Below are 17,809 nucleotides of genomic sequence, written 5' to 3' on the forward strand. Positions count from 1 at the left end.
GGGTTCGACGAGTTTGCGACAAGGAGCAGGCACAGTGCAGCGCTGGCGTGGCTTGGAGGACATCCCCCAGGACTGGGGGCGCAGCGTCGTCACCATCGGCTCCTACGACGGAGTGCACCGCGGGCACCAGCTGATCATCCGGCATGCCGTGGACCGCGCCCGTGAGCTGGGAGTTCCCGCGGTCGTCGTCACCTTCGACCCGCACCCCAGCGAGGTCGTCCGTCCCGGCAGCCACCCGCCCCTGCTCGCCCCGCACCACCGCCGCGCCGACCTCATGGCCGAGCTGGGCGTGGACGCGGTGCTGATCCTGCCGTTCACGACCGAGTTCTCGAAGCTGTCGCCGGCCGACTTCGTCGTCAAGGTCCTGGTCGACAAGCTGCACGCGAAGGCGGTCGTCGAGGGCCCGAACTTCCGCTTCGGCCACCGCGCCGCGGGCAATGTGGAGTTCCTCGCCGAGCAGGGCAAGGTCTACGACTTCGAGGTCGAGGTCGTCGACCTGTATGTGACCGGCGAGGCGGGCGGCGGCGAGCCGTTCTCCTCCACGCTGACCCGGCGCCTGGTCGGCGAGGGCGATGTCGCGGGCGCCGCCGAGATCCTCGGCCGCCCGCACCGCGTGGAGGGTGTCGTCGTCCGGGGAGCGCAGCGGGGCCGGGAGCTCGGCTTCCCGACCGCCAACGTCGAGACGCTGCCGCACACCGCCATCCCCGCCGACGGCGTCTACGCCGGATGGCTGCACGCCCAGGGCGAGATCATGCCGGCCGCGATCTCCGTCGGCACGAACCCGCAGTTCGACGGCACGGAGCGCACGGTGGAGGCGTACGCCATCGACCGCGTCGGGCTCGATCTGTACGGCCTGCACGTGGCCGTGGACTTCCTCGCCTACGTCCGCGGGCAGGAGAAGTTCGAGTCGCTGGACGCGCTCCTGGAGGCGATGGCGAAGGACGTGCAGCGCTGCCGTGAGCTGATCGAGAACGCGGGCTGAGACGCCCGACGGCTCCAGACGTACTGCGGCTTCCGTACGACGGCTTCAGGCGTACGACGGCTTCAGGCGTACGACGGCGAAGGGCCGGCACCGTGAGGGTGCCGGCCCTTCGTCTCGTTCGGACGTCCGCTACTGCTGGGTCCAGCCGGGCGGTACGGCCCCCGGCTGGCCCTGCTGACCCTGTTGGCCCTGCTGCGGGTCCTGCGGGGGTGCCTGCTGCTGCCAGCCCTGGCCCGGGGCGGGCTGCTGCGGGGCCTGCTGTCCCCAGCCCTGACCCGGCTGCGGGGCGCCGCCGGGCTGGGCGTAGGGCTGCTGGGGCTGCTGCTGCGGAGCCGGGTAGCCCTGCTGCGGCTGCTGCTGGTACTGCATGTTCGGGTTGCCGAAGCCCTGCTGGGTGCGGGCGATGTCCTCGGCGATGAGCGCCGCGAGGTCGAAGTAGGCCTCGCGGGTCTTGGGACGCATCATGTCGAGGTCGACCTCGGCGCCCGCCGAGAGGTGCTCGTCGAACGGGATCACGACGACACCGCGGCAGCGGGTCTCGAAGTGCGCGACGATGTCCTCGACCTTGATCATCTTGCCCGTCTCGCGGACACCGGAGATCACGGTGACCGAACGCTGGACGAGGTCGGCGAAGCCGTTCGCCGACAGCCAGTCGAGCGTCGTCGAGGCGCTGCTCGCACCGTCCACCGACGGCGTGGAGATGATGATGAGCTGGTCGGCGAGGTCCAGCACGCCGCGCATCGCGCTGTAGAGCAGACCGGTACCGGAGTCCGTGAGGATGATCGGGTACTGGCGGCCCAGCACGTCCAGCGCGCTGCGGTAGTCCTGGTCGTTGAAGGTGGTGGAGACCGCCGGGTCCACGTCGTTGGCGATGATCTCCAGTCCGGAGGGCGCCTGCGAGGTGAAGCGGCGGATGTCCATGTAGCTGTTGAGCTGCGGGATCGCCTGCACCAGGTCACGGATCGTCGCGCCCGTCTCGCGCCGCACGCGGCGACCGAGGGTTCCGGCGTCCGGGTTGGCGTCGATCGCCAGGATCTTGTCCTGACGCTCGGTGGCGAGGGTCGCGCCCAGGGACATGGTCGTCGTGGTCTTGCCGACGCCGCCCTTGAGGCTGATGACCGCGATGCGGTAGCAGGACATCACCGGCGTACGGATCAGACCCAGCTTCCGCTCGCGCTCCGCCTGCTCCTTCTTGGCGCCGAGCTTGAAGCGCGAGGGGCCCTGGTTGTTCTTGCGTGCCTTGGGCTGGTTGCGCAGCAGCCGGTCCGAGGACAGCTCCACCGCGGCGTTGTAGCCGAGCGGGGTCCCGGGCGCCGCTTGCTGCTGCTGGGGCGCACCGGGTCCGGCCTGCGGACCGGGCGGGGCACTCCAGCCCTGGTTGCCGTAGGCGGCGGGGTTCTGCTGGGCCGGCGGCTGCTGCGGCTGGGCCTGGGGCTGCGGGGCCTGCTGCGGCTGCTGTTGGGGTTGCGGCTGAGGCTGGGCCTGCGGCTGCTGGCCGGGCTGCTGCGGGTAGCCGTAGCCGGGCTGCGGCTGCTGGGGCGGGTAGCCGTAACCGGGCTGGGGCTGCTGCTGCGGGTAGCCGTAGCCGTCGGGCTGGGGCTGGGGCTGCGGCTGGGCAGGGTGAGGCTGGCCCGGGTGCTGCTGCGGCTGCTGCTGTCCCTGCTGGGGGTAGCCGTACCCGGCGCCCTGCGGCGGTGCCGGCTGCTGCGGGTAACCGGGCTGCTGTGCCGCCTGGCGGGGGTCGACCGGCGCGGGCTGTCCGGCCTGCGCGGGCTGTCCGGCCTCGGCCGGGTAGCCGGGCTGCCCGGCCTGTGCGGGGTAGCCGGGCTGCGGCTGGGCCGGGCCGAACGCGCCCTGCGCCGGGGGCTGCTGGGCGGGCTGGTCGGGGTGCGGCTGGCCCTGGGGGTAGCCGTAACCGGGGCCCTGGCCGGCGGCAGCCGCCTGCGGGTCCGGGTGGCCCGGCTGCTGCGGCGCGCCCTGCTGGGGGTGCGCGGGCACGAAGCCCTGGGGCAGCGGGGGGAGTCCCTGCCCGGCCTGCTGCTGCGGGGGGACCTGGCCGACGGGCGGCTGGGGCTGGTGCTGCGGCTGCTCGGGAGCCTGGCCGGTGGGGTGTGCCTGCGGCTGCGGCTGCGGCTCCTGTGCCGTGGGCGGGGTCACGGGAGCGGGAGGCGTCGGGGCCTGCTGGGCCTGCGGCTCGGGCTGGGGCTCCGGCTGCGGCTCCTGGGTCGCCGGTGCGGCCTGGGCCTCCGCCTGCGCGGGGGAGTCCGCGTCGGGCTGGACGTGTGCGGGCTCGTCGCCCTCGGCGGCCGGCACCGATCCGGTGGCCTCGCCCGGCTCCGGCTCGGTCGCGTGCTCCGCCTCCGGCTCGTCGTCATCGTCGCCACCGCCGAACAGCCGAGCCGCCTCGGCGTCCGCCGCGGCGTGGTTCAGCTCGGCCTCGGACTGCTCCGCCACCGGCGGTACCGGGGTGGGCTGTTCGGGAGCGGGCGCCGCGGGGACGCCGGCCGCCGGGGTGGCGGTCGGGGCCGGGGCGGCGGCCTGTGCGTCGTCGTCCACCGGACGCAGCACGGGGAAACCGGGCGCGGCGGGCCCGGGCGACGGCTGCTGCGGAGCCGCGGGAGCGGGAGCGGCGGGAGCGGCGGGCGGCGGGGTGGGGGCGGCGGCAGCGGCGGGCGGCTGGGCAGGCGTGTGCGGCTGGGCAGGCGTGTGCTGCTGGGGTACGCCGAAGCTGCCGGAGGTGTCCTGGCCGGGCTGGGGTACGCCGAAGCCGCCGGAGGTGTCCTGGCCGGGCTGGGGTACGCCGAAGCCGCCGGAGGTGTCGTGAGCCGGCTGGGGCACGCCGAAGCCACCCGACGTGTCCTGGCCCGGCTGCGGCGCACCGGCCGGGGGCTGCTGGGGGTAGCCGTAGGCGCCCGGACCGCCCGAGGTGTCCTGCCCCTGCTGCGGATAGCCGTACCCGCCGGCCGCCGGGGTGCCGCTCGCGGCGGACTGCTGCTGCGGGAAGCCGTAGCCGCCCTGCTGACCCGCGGGCGTGCCCTGTGCCGGGGTGTTCTGGGGCGGCTGAGCAGGCTGCGACGGCTGGGCGGGCTGCTGCGACGGAACGCCGAAGTTCTGGGGCTGCGCCGGCGCGGGAGTACCCGGCGGAGGCCCCTGCGCCGGGACGCCGGGCGGCCCGGTGGGTGTGCCGACAGGTGGACCGGTCGGCGGTGGTGGTGAGGTCTGACCGGCGTCCTGCTGTCCGCCTCCGGACGAACCACCCTGCGTGCTTTGGGCGTACCAGGCGGGAGGTGTGTAGACGATTTCGAACTCGCCGGTGAGATCCACCTCGTGATCGTCCCCGTCCGAGGAAGGGCTCCCGCCGTTGTACTCGGACCGATCCCTGTTCACTGCTTGCCTCCTGGTCAGCCACTGCTGCTGAGCGTGTCGTCGTCGCGGCCGGGCGGACCGAGTGGCGAGTCCCACGCGACTGCGATCGTCACCGCACCACCAGAAGCCTAATCACTCGCATGGCGCTACGGAAAAGCCCCCATGGGCGCGGACGGTATAGCCCCGGGTGCCTGGACGGAAGAGTCTGCTGGGTGTGGACGGAACGCCCCTGCGGCGCGGCGCAGTTCGCGGTCCGCGCCCGTCGACGACGACGGCTCAGTCCATACGGCGGGCCACACCGAGCAGGCCCGTCTCGGCATCGGTGGGTTCGGTCATCACGAACTTCTGGTGCTTGCGGGTGCACCACAGGGCGACCCCGTCGTGCAGGGTCGGCAGGTGCTGGAGCTGGTCCTCCGGGATGCCCAGCGTGTCCCGTACGGCCTCGGTCTCGTAGGGCGAAATGCGCTGAATACCCACCAGATGGGCCTGCGAGAGCCAGCGCGGCGCGTGCTCGCTGACGAAGGGGAGCACCGTCACGACGGACTGCCACGGCACGGACGTCACCCGGCCGCGCGGCGGGCGGATGCCGCAGTCCCGGAACAGCACGACCGGGCTCGACACGGAGGGACCCTGCGCGGGCACCCGGCCCACCGGGTAGACGGTCACGCACTGCTGATCGCCGCCCGCCGCCTGCGCCAACTGCTGCCAGGCCTGCGGACGACCGGTCTCCACACCCACGCGCGCACCCGTCGCGGCGGCCCGCAGCGCCAGCACCTGGGCGAGCCACAGCCCGCCCACGAGCACGACGTCGAACGGGGTCGGACGGGCCAGCCCGAGCACCGCGGGGTGCGACTCGGGGTCGGTGCCGATGAGTACGCCGTCGTCGCCGATCGGCATGCTGATCGCGGCGAGCTCGTCGGCGGTGACGACATGGCGGTTACGGCGCGGACCGCGCAGCCCGAAGCCGGGGCTGAAGATGCGCCGTTGCTGCTGCGGGGTCTCCGCCCGGATGATCGGGATCAGGCCGGTGTCGGTGGGCGAGGCCACGTGCGCGGGCGTGCGTGCGGGGTGACGGCCCTGCTGTCCCTGCGGCACGGGCGGAGCGGGGTGGGACATCAGTACGTACCTCCGAGCGGCAGAGTGGCGAGAGCTCCGGGGACCTGCTCCCGGTCGAGGCGGACCAGGCCGACCTTCGAGGCGCTCGCGGCCCGCTCCAACTCCCGTCCCACCTGGCCCAGTTCGCTGTCGCCGCGGGCGGTCACGCGGATGTGGCCGGTGAGCGAGACACCGCGGTTGCCGGCCTTGCTCAGGGTCATGCTGAACGTCGTGGCGAGCACCGGCAGCGAGGTGAACCGCGTCACCAGCTCCGGCAGCGCCGCACCGCCGCTGCCCAACTGCGGCCAGCGGGACACCCAGTACGTGCTGTGCCAGCGGTCGTCGACACGCCAGGTGCGCACCGCCTCGACCGTACGGCGCTGGGTGCGGCCGTCCTGCCCGTGCTGCGCGTTGGCGCGCGGGTTGAGGCAGCTGGAGGTCGCGAGCGCCTGCACCAGCTCGGTCTCGTCCAGCAGGGTCGCCTTGAAACCGGCGCCGGCCAGCCGGCTCGCCAACTGGTCGGCCACGCGCAGCAGTGCGCGCTGCGCGCCGGGAACACCGTCGCCGCGCGCCTGCACGGCCTCGGGGCACAGCTCCGGGTCGAGCTTGAGGGCGACCCAGGTGAGCCGCAGCGCGGGAGAACCGGCCTGCGCCTGAAGGGGGCCGTAGGAACGCGCGGCGAGCGACTGCTGCGGCAGATGCGGTGCGGGCGCGGGCTGGGTGTGCTGGACGACCTGGGCGGAGGCGAGGCGGATCCCGTCGACCTCCAGCGCGTCCTGGACGAGCGCCAGCGGCAGTTGACGCCCGGCAGCCCCGGGCCGCAGCGGCTGGTCGGCCGGCTGGACGAAGAGGACGGCGGTCAGGAACGTGCCGTCGCCGATCATGCCGACGGAGCGGTCGTCTCGGGAGACGAAGGAGTACGTCCGCAGCGCGGGGTCGCACTCCACGACCGGCACCAGCATCGCGTCGGTGCCGGGCGGGACGGGCAACTTGGCGTCACGCTTGCGCCGGCGCAGCGCCCGCGTCGTCTCGTACCACTCGGGCAGCGGGCGCCGGCCGCGGCGCAGCACCGCCATCAGGAGCAGCAGCGCGGCGACGGCGCCGGCCGGAGCCAGCAGCCAGGAGGCGTCGGCGGCCCACGCGCCCAGCATGACCGCGGCCGCGAGTTCCACCAGGATCAGCTGCTGCAGCCGGACCGGGCCCAGACCGCCCGGGCGGGGCAGCGTGCGCGGCGACGCGGCGGCGGGGGCGGCGGGAGCAGGCGACGTACGTCTGCCGTTCGACCCTCCCTGTTGCTGCTGTGCGCGGCGTCCGCGCCGAGTGCTCGTAGCGCTGGTCATCCCCCGGGACATCCCTTTCGCGAAGTATGGCCGTACGTAGGCGAGATCCTCTGTGCGGGATCCCGGCGACGGGCCAGGGGCACCGATGGCCCACAACATCCATGCGAGTGGCTCACGGTACCCGTTGCGGAACGCGAGGCGACACAGGGGACACCGAAACCCCAGGTGGTCCAGCCTGTCATGGACCGGTCCCGCGTGGTGGAGCGCAGTGGTGAAGCTCTGTGAAGATGCGGGGGCGGCGGCGCACCTGATGAATCCCCCTCGCGCGGCGCAGGGCATAGTAGGTGCCTGCGCGACCCGCGCGGCCTCATGAGCACGGTCGGGTCATCACGAACGCGATCGAGTACGGCGAAGTGCCGCGGAGTACCGCAACACGATCGAGCATCACAAACGGGAGAAACGGGGACCATGGCAAAGCAGCGTCGGGATGAGCTCGCCGCCTACACCTTCGCTCGCAAGCGCACCGTCGCGGCGTTCCTCGCGCCGTCACCCGGCGGTTCGGAGGAAGGCGCGCCGCGTCCGGTCCGTACGGTGATGCCCAGCCTCGCCGTGGGTGTCGTGCTGGTCATCGGCTTCATCGCCTGGGGCGTCATCAAGCCCACCGCGCCCAAGGGTTGGGACACCCCCGGCGAGTACATCATCGTGGACAGCGACTCCACGACGCGCTACGTCGTGCTCGACCCGAACCCGAAGGACAGCAAGGTGGAGAAGGTCCTCCACCCCGTCCTCAACTACGCCTCCGCCAAGCTCCTGCTCGACAAGGGCAAGGGCACCGTGCTCGAGGTCCCCGGCAAGGAGATCGACAAGAGCGGCATCCGGCACGGCGCGACGATCGGCATTCCGTACGCCCCCGACCGGCTGCCCTCCAAGGAGGACGCGGAGAAGGCCAAGACCTGGGCGGTGTGCGAGCGTCCGGCGCCGGGCTCGGAGGGCTCCATCGACCGCGCGGTCTTCGTCTTCGACTCCGACGACGCCAAGTCGCTCGGCAACTCGGGGAAGGTCGACCCGCTGGAGGCCCTGTACGTCAAGGACACCAAGACCTCACGCGAGTACCTGGTCGACGGCAAGGGCAACCGCTTCCGGATGGGCGGCGAGTCGGGCCTGGACGATGTCTCGATGGAGCAGCTGCGTTCCGCCGTCATCGGAAGCAGCACCACGGCCAAGCCGCAGCCGGTGAGCCAGGAGTGGCTGAGCACCCTCAACGAGGGCGAGGACATCGAGTTCCCGACGGTCCCGTCCGCCGGCGCCGCGACCTCGGTCCAGGGGCTCTCCGGCGTGAGCACGGTCGGCCAGGTGCTGCGGGCCCGCGACGCGCAGACCGACGAGTTCTACGTCGTCCTCAAGGACGAGGTCGCCTCCATCACGCCCTTCGTGGCCGCCCTGCTGGTCGCCCACGACGGGACCACTCCCATCAAGGCCAGCACCCCGGACATCATCACGGCGAACGGCGGTCCGGCGGAGGCCTTCTACAAGGACAACGGCTGGCCCCAGGTGGTGCCGAAGCAGGCCAACTCCCCGGCCACGGCGTCCGGCGACGCCCGCGACACCTCGTGCAGCGTCTACACGGGCGAGTTCGGCACGGACAAGAAGCCGCAGCTCGCCGCCTGGGCCGGGACGAACTACCCCAAGAAGGTCATCAGTGACTCGCTGAGCGCCTACGTGTCCTCCGGCTCGGGCCTCCTCTTCCAGGAGGTGGCCGGTACCGCCGAGGGCGGCGGCGCGGTGTACCTGCTGACGGACACGGGTCTGCGCTACTCGCTGCCGGCGACCAACGACAGCGAGGCGGAGAAGGGCGATGCCGGCTCGTCCTCGTCGTCCTCCGACAGCGGCTCGTCGCAGAACGGGCCGAGCGAGACGGACAAGGCACGCACGCGACTGGGCTACGAGGACCTGTCCAGCCCGTCGATCGTGCCGCAGACCTGGGCGACCTTCATCCCGAAGGGCCCGACGCTGGACACGACGAGCGCGACGCAGCCGCAGAGCCAGTGACGCGTGCCGCCCGCCGGTCCTCCGGTCACCCTCCCGGTGGCCAACGGGCCGGTGGGCAAAGGCACTTGAAGGTAAGACGATCCACGGGTCACAGGATCGTCGCCCAAGTGTGTGAGCCGTGTAACTGATTGGCCTTGCCTGTGGTTGAGTGACAGGCTGACGATAGAGTGTTTGCAGCGCTCAAGCGTGCGAAGTACCTCCGGGCACCGTAAGCAGGTTTCCCGGACCAACGACGACATGGGGGAAGGTTCACATGGCCGGCCAGTTCCGGGTAACAGAGGACGAACTCACCAAGCTCTCCGGTGACATCAGCACCGTGAACGGGTCGCTTCAGGGCGAGATCCGCCGCCTCAACGGAGTGATCGACCAGATCGCCGGCGGCTGGAAGGGCCAGGCGGCCCAGTCCTACCGCCAGCTGCAGGACCGTTGGAACGCCGACGCGAAGCGGATGAGCGACATCCTCAACGACATCAAGGAAGCCGTGGACTCCACGCGGAGCAACTACTCCGCGTCGGAAGAGCAGCAGAACTCCGAGATCAGCAAGATCATGTCGGACTTCGGCTGATCGAGCCGAGCGGAATCCGGTTGATCCAACCGAGCGAATCCGGTTGTTCCAGCCGCTCCGGGTCGGTCCGGGCCCAGGGAACAGGCCCGGTCGATCCAGTCGATCTCCACAGACTTCCAACGAATCTTCCTGAAAGGGAATGACGATGTCGATTCTCGTCAATTACGCCACGATCACCAACGCGTCCACGGACGTGAAGTCGACCGCCGGCCGCATCAAGCAGCAGCTCGACGACCTCGAGGCCGCCGTCAAGCGCGTCGCCAACTCCTGGGAGGGCGAGGCGCAGGAGGGCTACCAGCGCAAGCAGCGTGAGTGGGACCAGACCGCTGCCGACCTGCACGCCACCCTGCTGAAGATCTCCACGGCGCTCCAGAACGCCGCCGAGAACTACCAGGCCACCGAGAAGAGCAACGCCTCGACCTGGGGCTGAGCCCGTCGGCGACCCGAGGGACATGAGATGAAGGGAATCGGCCCAGCGGACGCCACGGCGACCGCTGGGCCGACCTCTGCTTCGGGGCCGTACACAGCTCCTGCGGGGCCATACACACCACTTGCGGGGAAGCGCACAGCAAATCCCGCAAACTTTCACACTCGCAGCCACATGCGTGACACCTACATGACCGAGCTTCGAAGGAAGCAAGCAAACCCTGGGGGCCTGAGCATGAGGGGCCTGGACGTGAAGGGCCTGAACGTGAAGGACCGAACAGCCCGTTCGCGTAGCCGCACCGGCCGCAACAGTGGAACCCGCGCACTCCAGCGGGTTCTCGGCGTGCTCGCGGTGACCGGGGTCTGCCTCGCGTCGGCACCGCCCGTGTCCGCGACACCGGCACCCTCCCACCTGACTGAAACAGGCGCACCCGGCTCGGGCGGCAACCCGGACTTCGGCCTGGCGGACAGCACGGAGTGCGTGTTCGGCGGCGACGTCATCAAGTCCACGCCCTGGTCGCTGCAGCGGATCCTTCTGGACCAGCTGTGGGCACAGGCGACGGGCAAGGGCGTCAAGGTCGCCGTGATCGACACCGGGGTCGACGCCTCCAACCAGCAGCTGCGCAGCGCGGTGGCGGGTGGCAAGACCTTCGTCGACGGCGCGGCCAACAAGGACCTCGAGGGCCACGGCACCCGGGTCGCGGGCATCATCGCCGCACGCCCGCTGAAGGGCACGGGCTTCGTGGGGATCGCGCCGGAGGCCACGATCCTGTCCTACCGCTACACGGGCGGCCAGGAGAAGCAGGGCAACTCGGGGACGATGACCGCCGCGATCAAGGCCGCGGTGGCCGCGGGTGCGAAGATCATCAACATCTCCTCGGACACCGCGAACCGCAAGGACAACGGTCCCCTGCGGGACGCCGTCGCAGCCGCCGTGGACTCGGGCGCGCTCATCATCGCGGCCGCCGGCAACGACGGGGCCGACGGCAAGTCCGCGGACACGTACCCGGCCTCGTACCCGGGCGTCCTGGCCGTGGCCGCCTCCGACCGCAACGACGAACGCGCCTTCTTCTCACAGTCGGGCGACTTCGTCGACGTCGCGGCACCGGGCGTGGGCATGGTCTCGACGGTCCCCACGGACGGCCAGTGCACCGCCGACGGCACGAGCTTCGCGGCGCCGTACGTCGCGGGGGTCGCTGCCCTCCTGCAGGAGAAGCACAAGGACTGGTCCGCGGCCCAGATCGCCACGCGCATCCAGGAAACGGCCCAGCGGCCGGGCCGCGGCCCGAACCGCTACATCGGCTGGGGTGTCGTCGACCCGGTCGCGGCCCTGTCGGACGGCTCCACCCCGGCCGAGTCCCCGAAGCCGGACCCGCCGGTCACGGCCGGTTCGGGCGGAGTCGTACCCATGGCTGTCACCATGGGTGAGAGCGAGGCAGAACGAGAGCGCCGGGTCGCAATCTACGTCCTGGGCACGGGACTTGCGCTCGCCCTTGTGGTTGCGGGGAGCGGGGTTGCTGTGCGGGACTGGCGTAGTCGCCGGGTCACGACGTCCGGTCAGTCCGGTCGTTTCGGACGGGCTGGTTCGGGGTCCGGGCGATGAGGGCGACGACGGGGACGACGGCATGGCGCGGGCACCGAGTGGGTGCTGACAACTTGAGAAACAGGGGAGAGGACAACGGGGTATGAGTAACGGGATGAGGGTTGACCTCAGCGCGCTGGATGAGGTCATCCGGAAGCTCTGGACGTTGCTGGACGACATGGATAAGGCCGGGCAGACGTCTCGGTACAACACGGAGATCTCGATGGACGCCTTCGGGAACACGTGCATGTTCCGGGAGGCGGGTGATCTCCAATCTGCTCACAAGACTGCGAAGAGTGACCTTGAGGGTGCGATCAAGGGACTGCACGGCCTGATCGACAAGTTCGGCAAGAGCACTTCCAAGGTCAAGGACAAGTACACCGAGCAGGAGTACGCGAACAAGAACCAAATGGGCGGTGACACGGGGGGCTCGAACGGCGGCTCGTTTGCAAGGTAGTCCGATCGAGAATCACCTGTTCTAGGGAGGAGTTCAAAAATGGGTGAGAAGGATCTGCCCAAGCCCGTGGTTGAGAATGACGTCTGCGTGGCGGACCCGGGGCGTCCTCAGACTAAGACTCAGTTCATCGAGTACTCGCTGAAAGAACTCAAGCAGATGCTTGAGGGTACAAATCCAGGCGTGATCGAGGAGACGGGTCGCCACTGGTCAAAGGTCAATGAGATCCTTGCTGGTGGCGCAGACGGAGGTATCGCCAGTCTGCTCGATAAGTCGGTCGACAACGTCTTGGAGCATTGGGAAGGGGATGCTGCCCGCGCCTTCGAGAAGGAGGCGCGCAAGATCGCACAGAGCATCCGAAACGCGGCTTGGCATGCGGATCTCAACAGCTCTCAGATGGCCGACGCCGGCTCGCAGCTGCGCAGATTCAAAGCGCAACTGGACGACATCAAGGAGCCCAGCGGCTGGGCCAAGGTTGGTGACGCCCTTAGTGACTGGCAGTGGGACAACGGCGAAGCGGTAGCCAATGATCTCAAGGACCGCAAGCTGACCGCTGCGGAAGTCGCTCAGATCAACGAGGGCAAGATCGGGGCGAGCCGAGAGGCTCAACTCAATGGCGTTGCTGTCATGGAGAACCTGGCCGCTCAGTACATGCGCGTCACACGGAACTTGAAGCAAAATCCTGTGCACCAGGATGACAAGGGCCATATTAATGAGCCCAACGGTAATGTGGAGTACCCACCGCCTGTCACACCTAGCGGTGCCGGTGCGTCCCGACCGGGCGTTTCGGGATCCGGTAGCAAGCCGTGGAGCGCAGGTCCAACTACGAGCGTCAAGCCGGCGCCTGTGGTGCCTCGTAATCCAGGGATCACGGGAGGATCACAGCTTCCGACCGCCAAGACGAAGATCGACAGCATCACCCCGGGGCTGACAGGGACTGGGCCCAGCGCGGGTACTGGCGGCCCCAACATCAGTGGCGGTGGCGGCGGGACTGGCGGGGCTCAAGGTCCAGGCCTTATGCCTGCTGGCGGAGGTGCTGGCGTCGGTCGTGGTACAGCTGGACGTGGCGGCATCGGTGTTGCAGGCGGTCGCGGCGTCTCTGGATCTGGTGCCGGTGCTGGTCGTGGCGCCGGAGGTCGAGCCGGTATGGGCGGTATGGGTGGCGCGGGAGCCGGTGCGGCTGGCCGAGGCGGTGCTGGCGCCTCTGGGCGCGGAGCCCTCGCGAAGGCCCGTGGCGGTGTAGTCGGCGCTGCCAAGGGGATCACCGGCAAGGGAGCCGGTGGCGGTGCAGGCTTGCACGGCAGCCGCGGTGGCACGCAGCGTGGAGCCATGGCAGGTGGAGCCGGCGGCATGGGTGGGCGTAACGGTCGCCGGTCTGAAGACGAAAACAGCAGGGGAGACCGTCCCGACTACCTTGTCGAGGACGAGGAGACCTGGATTTCGGAAGAGGATCGCAACCGGAACGTTCCCCGAACCATCGAGTAGAGGCGTGAGCGAGCCGCACGGAGAAACCGTGTGGCTCGCTTGCATGAAAACCGGCGGAAGCAGTCGGTGTTGAGCGAGGAGCAGAGAAGTGGGTTTCAAGCGAGTCTGGTCCACGGCGGGAGTCGTGACACTGACAGGAGCTTTGCTCCTCACTGCAGCCCCAACCGCATCGGCGGACTACGTCAGAGATCAGCAATGGGCCCTGAACGCCTTCGCAGTACAAGACGTTTGGGCTGAGTCTCAAGGGCAGGGCGTTACGGTTGCTGTCGTCGACTCTGGAGTCGACGACAGTCACCCTGACCTCAGTGGCCAGGTCCTTGAAGGGAAGGACTTTACTGGCGGTGGAGGTGCCCAAGAAGACACCTTCGGGCATGGGACTGCTATGGCAAGCATTATCGCTGCGCACGGCCATGGAGCGGGAAACGACTCCGGCATGATTGGGCTTGCGCCAAAGGCGAAGATCTTGCCGCTTCGCACGCTTCAAAAGAAAAACGATAAGAACTCGGATGACCTGTGGAGTGCTGCTGTTCGATATGCAGTTGACCAGGGCGTGCAGGTCATCAATCTATCTTTTGGCGCTGATGGAAGCAAGACTTCAAGTGAAGGTCGCGAGGCGATCGCTTATGCGCAAGCCCACGATGTAGTGGTTGTTGCTGCTGCTGGAAACACCGGAGGTGTTGCTGTGGAGGAGCCAGCAGCACTTCCAGGCGTCATTTCGGTTGGCGCAATTGACGAAAAGGCAAACCGATGGGTTGGCTCCAATAGCGGCAAGGAGCTCACGCTCATGGCGCCCGGTGTCCAAGTTCTCTCCGCAGACCCCGAGTCTTCGCAGGGATACAGTCTCTCTGACGGGACCTCAGATGCCACAGCGTACGTATCCGCCGCCGCCGCCCTGGTCCGCTCCAAGTACCCCGATCTCTCTGCCGGCCAGGTAATTAACCGTCTGATCAAGTCGGCCACCTTCGCGCATCACAAGGGCCTCAAGGCGCCCGACGAGGAATACGGTTACGGCATCGTCCGGCCCTACTCGGCTCTGACCATGGACATCCCCGCCGGCCCCAAGACGAACCCCCTGGGCCAGCTCACCTCCTCCGTCTCCGGCCAGTCCTCCAAGGGAACAGACTCTTCGACCGCGGCCAAGAAGAAGAAGTCCTCCTCAAGTAGCCTCCTTCTCGTCGGTGGCATTGCAGCCGTCGTGATCATCGGCGCGATCGCCTTCGTAGTGATCCGCAGTCGTCGAAATGGCGGCAACGGCGGCCCGGGTTCCGGGGGCGGTGCTGCCGCCGGTGGATACCCGTCGGCTCAGCAGCCGTACCCCAACTCCGCTCCGAGCCAGGGCTATCCCGGTGCTCCTGGTCAGGCCCCCCAACACCCCAACCCCTACTCCCAGCAGCCTCCGCACCAGGGCCAGTAGGCACGGTCGATCTGCGAGGGAGGCCTGCGGAGCCTCAAGCTGCGGAACGGACCTCAGTCCCGAGCTTTTGCGGAAGAGGAGTCAGCGCGCCGCATAGGCGACTGCTCTGGCGCCCTCCCCTCGGGATCGAGGTTGTCGGCGCCGGCTGGTCACTCCGGCGACCGCCACGGGGGGTGACGAAGCGGCACGTACTCCCGCCATGCGTTTGCCGATCGACCTGACCGCACCCTCGATTTGGTTCTGCCAACCGGCAGCGAATCAGCCCGAGAAACGAGAAGGGACCTTCTTCCATGGGCGCCATCATCCTCGTCGTCGGCATCATCGGAGTCGGAGCGCTGATCGCCGCGTTGATTGTCTTCTCCGTGACTCGTAGCCGTCGTAACGGAGCGGGCCCGGTCAACCTTGGAGTGGGTGCCTACCCCCCTCATGCGGGTTACCCGTCTCAGCAGCCGACTTACCCGCCGGCCCAGCCGCCCTACCCCGCAACTCCCCAGGACGGGTATCCCGCGCCTCCCGGACAACAGGTCCAGCATCCCCATCCCCATCCCTATCCGCAGCATCCTCCGCACCCAGGGCAGTGAGCAGCGCCGCTCCCGCTCCGCTGGCCGACGTGGACAGCAATCAGTAACCACGAGCACTTGGCCTGAGTCGCCGATGCCCTACTGGGGTGAAAAATGCCACCGAAGGGCATCGGCGACGCCTCGGTCATCAAGGGCCGTGTATGCCCGGAAGAGCTGGAAGTGGTGGCCAAGGAGCGGCGCCCGTTGAAGTGTGATGTCGAGCGCATGGGCAAGGCTATGGACAAGGATGTCAGGGGAATCGTGGGGGCGCACCTTGCTGCTGCCACGGCAAATGCCAACCGGACTACGCCCACTTCCCGAGCCGAGTCGGTGAACGCTGCGAAGGCTGATCTCGACGGTTTCGCTGACAGGGATAAAAAGCCTGCCGGGCAAAGCGTGATAACCCAAGGTTGGCAACAGAGCGAATTCGCGAGGATTTCGGCTGATGAGTAACAACGTGGAAGTGACTCGCGTACCCGCAACGGAGTCGACCAAGGTCGGGGTGTGGTGCGCGGGGCTGGGTCTGTTGGCAGTGACGGCTGTCCTCGGGTTGTGGTTGTTCAGCACCGCACCCGCCCTGCGCCGGCTGCTGATTCTGGGGTGCCTGGGGTGTGCGTTCGTTTGTGTCGTGGTGGTCGCGCTCCATCAGCGGTGGTCCGGGGGAAGGCGCTCCGCGGGGGAGATCGCTGCGTCCGCTTGTCCCAATGCCGCTGAGGGGGGCTATTCCCCGGTCCCGCTGGCTGCCGCTCCGCCGCAGACGCTCCCGTCCAGGCGTGGGCAGCAACTTCGCGGCCTTGCCTGGGTGTTCGGTATCGGCACCGCGCTTATCGGAGTCTTTGTCATGGCGGCGGGCACTCCCCAGAGGTCCGGGGCGGTGGAGCGCCTCTACGCAGCCGGAGCCGAGTTCGGCACGGCCCGGGCCGAGAAGGTCAGCGATGTGCGGCGAAAGTCCTCCAGGGGCAAGGATCCATACACCGCGACAGTCATCGTTCAGTTGCCGGTCAGAGCTGGTGATGAGCCGGTCTCCGCGACGGTCAGGACGACGACCAATCAGCCCTTGAGTCCTGGTGACGCCGTAGAGGTGCTCTATGCGCCTGCCCAGCCGCGCCTGGGGGCGGTGGCTGGCAACGAGTTCAGCCTCGGCTCAGAACTGCGGGGAGAAACCATGCCCGCGTACATGCGTTGGCTGGTCATCGCCGCATGGGTTCTCAGCTGCGTTGCGGCTGTCGGCCATGTGTCGACGCGGCACGGTTTTCGCTCGTTCTCCCGCCTTGGCAGGCATGACAAGGCCATTCGCGGCCGTTATACGCGAGTTGGTGGTCCGGGTTCCATGGCTGGACAGGACTCCTCGGGGAAGGAGACCTTCCTCGAGATCCAGACGGACACCGGGTACGCACACTTCCGTCCAAGTATCGGCAAGCACGGTTTGCCTTCGGTGATGGAAGGCCAGGAACTCTGGCTGTGCTGGGACACGCGCCGAGGAACACGGACGTCCCGGTTCTCGCCGAGCCGGACGCCGGCGGTGTTGGTCTTCGACACCGGGCTGGTCGTGCACGGGATGATGACGGTTGACCAGGCGAAGGCACTGAGCGAGCGCGCTGCTCCGGTGGAGGAGCGGGGTCCCGCTCCGGAAATGGGTGCGCCTTTGATGCTGTTCGACACTCGCGCCCATTGGGCACTGTACGTCGAGTCGCTGCTCTTTCAGGCCTGCGTGGTGGTCCTTGCCTGTACTGCGCTGCTCACGTTCGACGTGCCGAATGCTTGGCGATGGACGGCTGGACTCGTCGGCATTCTTGGGGTGTTCGCGGCGGCCGGAGCATATCTGGGCGAGGACGCTTCTACGAAGCCTCCTGCAGCGTAGCCTTCTGTTGCCTTGCCCGCTCAGGGATCTCTATCCGAAGTCAGCTCTGACGTGATCGGCCACAGCGTTCGATCCCTTGTCTCCGCCGCCAGGCCTTCCGTCGGCGTCGGTTCCACTGGAGACTGTCAAGTCGTGGACGGTCTTCGACAAAAGGGAGACGTAGAAGGGGAGGTCGGGAAGGGAAGGAGTGGTGAGGCTCAGTACCAGCAGCCGACCCATCCGAGGCAGGGGCAGGTAGACGTCGGCCCGGGCCAGGGGAAGAGATGGCGCGGTATCGTCTTCTGGGTCCGACTGCCATTGCAACCCGCAGAGTACAAGGACACCGGGTCCGGTCGGCGCGCGGACCTGTTCGACCGTGTTGTTCGGGTTCGCGGACAGATTCTCAAAGAGGCCACGCGCCGAGAGTTCCGCATCAGGCTCGTCCAGAGGGTCGAGCCGGGCCAGCAGAGATGCTGTGGTCATGCGGGCGTCGGTCGTCTCAGCAAGGCAGAAGCCCGCGTAGAAGGACTGCTCAGCGAGGGCAAGTTCGGCCATTTCGCGGTATGCGTGAAAGGTGACTTCTTGCTGAAAGTCCGTGCCGTGCGGCCAGACCTCCTCGGCGATGGACCAGAGCTGCCGGTGTCGCTCCTCATCGTCCAAGTCGAGTCCCAGTGAGTGAAACCCGCCGGGTATATCCAAGTGCAACTCGGT

At 68.6% G+C, this 17,809-nt stretch carries 14 protein-coding genes; 10 read left to right on the top strand and 4 right to left on the bottom strand.

All coding sequences use genetic code 11. The features are described from left to right. Window positions 1-34 precede the first annotated feature (34 nt). A complete protein-coding gene (locus ACGFW6_RS37370; protein ID WP_393520402.1) occupies window positions 35-982 on the top strand; it encodes a bifunctional riboflavin kinase/FAD synthetase in 948 nt (315 codons plus the stop codon). Window positions 983-1,111: 129 nt separating this feature from the next. Here the strand turns inward: ACGFW6_RS37370 and ACGFW6_RS37375 are convergent, their stop codons facing one another. The 3 genes from ACGFW6_RS37375 to eccE all read right to left on the bottom strand — a co-directional run bounded on the left by ACGFW6_RS37375 (window position 1,112) and on the right by eccE (window position 6,783). Further along, window positions 1,112-4,369 carry an SCO5717 family growth-regulating ATPase gene (locus ACGFW6_RS37375; protein WP_393520404.1) on the bottom strand — a complete coding sequence of 1,086 codons (3,258 nt, stop codon included), beginning with the start codon at window positions 4,367-4,369 and terminating at the stop codon, window positions 1,112-1,114. Window positions 4,370-4,624: 255 nt separating this feature from the next. Continuing rightward, window positions 4,625-5,464 carry a hypothetical protein gene (locus ACGFW6_RS37380; protein WP_393520406.1) on the bottom strand — a complete coding sequence of 280 codons (840 nt, stop codon included), beginning with the start codon at window positions 5,462-5,464 and terminating at the stop codon, window positions 4,625-4,627. After that, window positions 5,464-6,783 (bottom strand): type VII secretion protein EccE, encoded by a 1,320-nt coding sequence (gene eccE, locus ACGFW6_RS37385; protein ID WP_393520408.1) that lies wholly within the window; start codon window positions 6,781-6,783, stop codon window positions 5,464-5,466. The genes ACGFW6_RS37380 and eccE overlap by 1 nt, the downstream gene beginning before the upstream one ends. Before the next feature lie 408 nt (window positions 6,784-7,191). On the opposite strand from eccE, the gene eccB reads away from it, so the two are divergent. The 9 genes from eccB to ACGFW6_RS37430 all read left to right on the top strand — a co-directional run bounded on the left by eccB (window position 7,192) and on the right by ACGFW6_RS37430 (window position 17,119). Beyond that, a complete protein-coding gene (eccB, locus tag ACGFW6_RS37390) occupies window positions 7,192-8,772 on the top strand; it encodes a type VII secretion protein EccB (protein WP_393520410.1) in 1,581 nt (526 codons plus the stop codon). Between the two features lie 253 nt (window positions 8,773-9,025). Then, complete coding sequence (locus tag ACGFW6_RS37395; protein ID WP_030943862.1) at window positions 9,026-9,337, top strand: WXG100 family type VII secretion target; 312 nt, start codon at window positions 9,026-9,028, stop codon at window positions 9,335-9,337. Between the two features lie 139 nt (window positions 9,338-9,476). Next, entirely contained in the window at window positions 9,477-9,767 is a 291-nt protein-coding gene (locus ACGFW6_RS37400) for a WXG100 family type VII secretion target (RefSeq protein ID WP_393520412.1), read from the top strand. 231 nt (window positions 9,768-9,998) lie between these two features. Beyond that, window positions 9,999-11,366, top strand: coding sequence for a type VII secretion-associated serine protease mycosin (mycP, locus tag ACGFW6_RS37405; protein WP_393520414.1), 1,368 nt, complete (start codon window positions 9,999-10,001; stop codon window positions 11,364-11,366). An 82-nt stretch (window positions 11,367-11,448) separates the two neighbouring features. Continuing rightward, window positions 11,449-11,802, top strand: coding sequence for a hypothetical protein (locus ACGFW6_RS37410; RefSeq protein ID WP_393520416.1), 354 nt, complete (start codon window positions 11,449-11,451; stop codon window positions 11,800-11,802). A gap of 39 nt (window positions 11,803-11,841) precedes the next feature. Next, window positions 11,842-13,284, top strand: a complete 1,443-nt coding sequence (locus ACGFW6_RS37415) for a hypothetical protein (protein WP_393520418.1) — start codon at window positions 11,842-11,844, stop codon at window positions 13,282-13,284. Between the two features lie 124 nt (window positions 13,285-13,408). Then, the gene (gene mycP / locus ACGFW6_RS37420; protein WP_393520496.1) at window positions 13,409-14,698 is read left to right on the top strand and encodes a type VII secretion-associated serine protease mycosin; all 1,290 of its coding nucleotides are present in this window, start codon (window positions 13,409-13,411) and stop codon (window positions 14,696-14,698) included. A gap of 674 nt (window positions 14,699-15,372) precedes the next feature. Beyond that, on the top strand, window positions 15,373-15,711 hold the full coding sequence (locus tag ACGFW6_RS37425) for a hypothetical protein (RefSeq protein WP_393520420.1): 339 nt from the start codon (window positions 15,373-15,375) through the stop codon (window positions 15,709-15,711). Continuing rightward, window positions 15,704-17,119, top strand: coding sequence for a hypothetical protein (locus ACGFW6_RS37430; protein ID WP_393520422.1), 1,416 nt, complete (start codon window positions 15,704-15,706; stop codon window positions 17,117-17,119). Before ACGFW6_RS37425 ends, ACGFW6_RS37430 begins: the two co-directional genes overlap by 8 nt. Window positions 17,120-17,149: 30 nt before the next feature. Here the strand turns inward: ACGFW6_RS37430 and ACGFW6_RS37435 are convergent, their stop codons facing one another. Then, window positions 17,150-17,797, bottom strand: a complete 648-nt coding sequence (locus ACGFW6_RS37435; RefSeq protein ID WP_393520424.1) for a hypothetical protein — start codon at window positions 17,795-17,797, stop codon at window positions 17,150-17,152. Between the last annotated feature and the right edge of the window lie 12 nt (window positions 17,798-17,809).

It is taken from the genome of Streptomyces sp. Y7 (assembly GCF_043195415.1).
Lineage (GTDB): Bacteria > Actinomycetota > Actinomycetes > Streptomycetales > Streptomycetaceae > Streptomyces.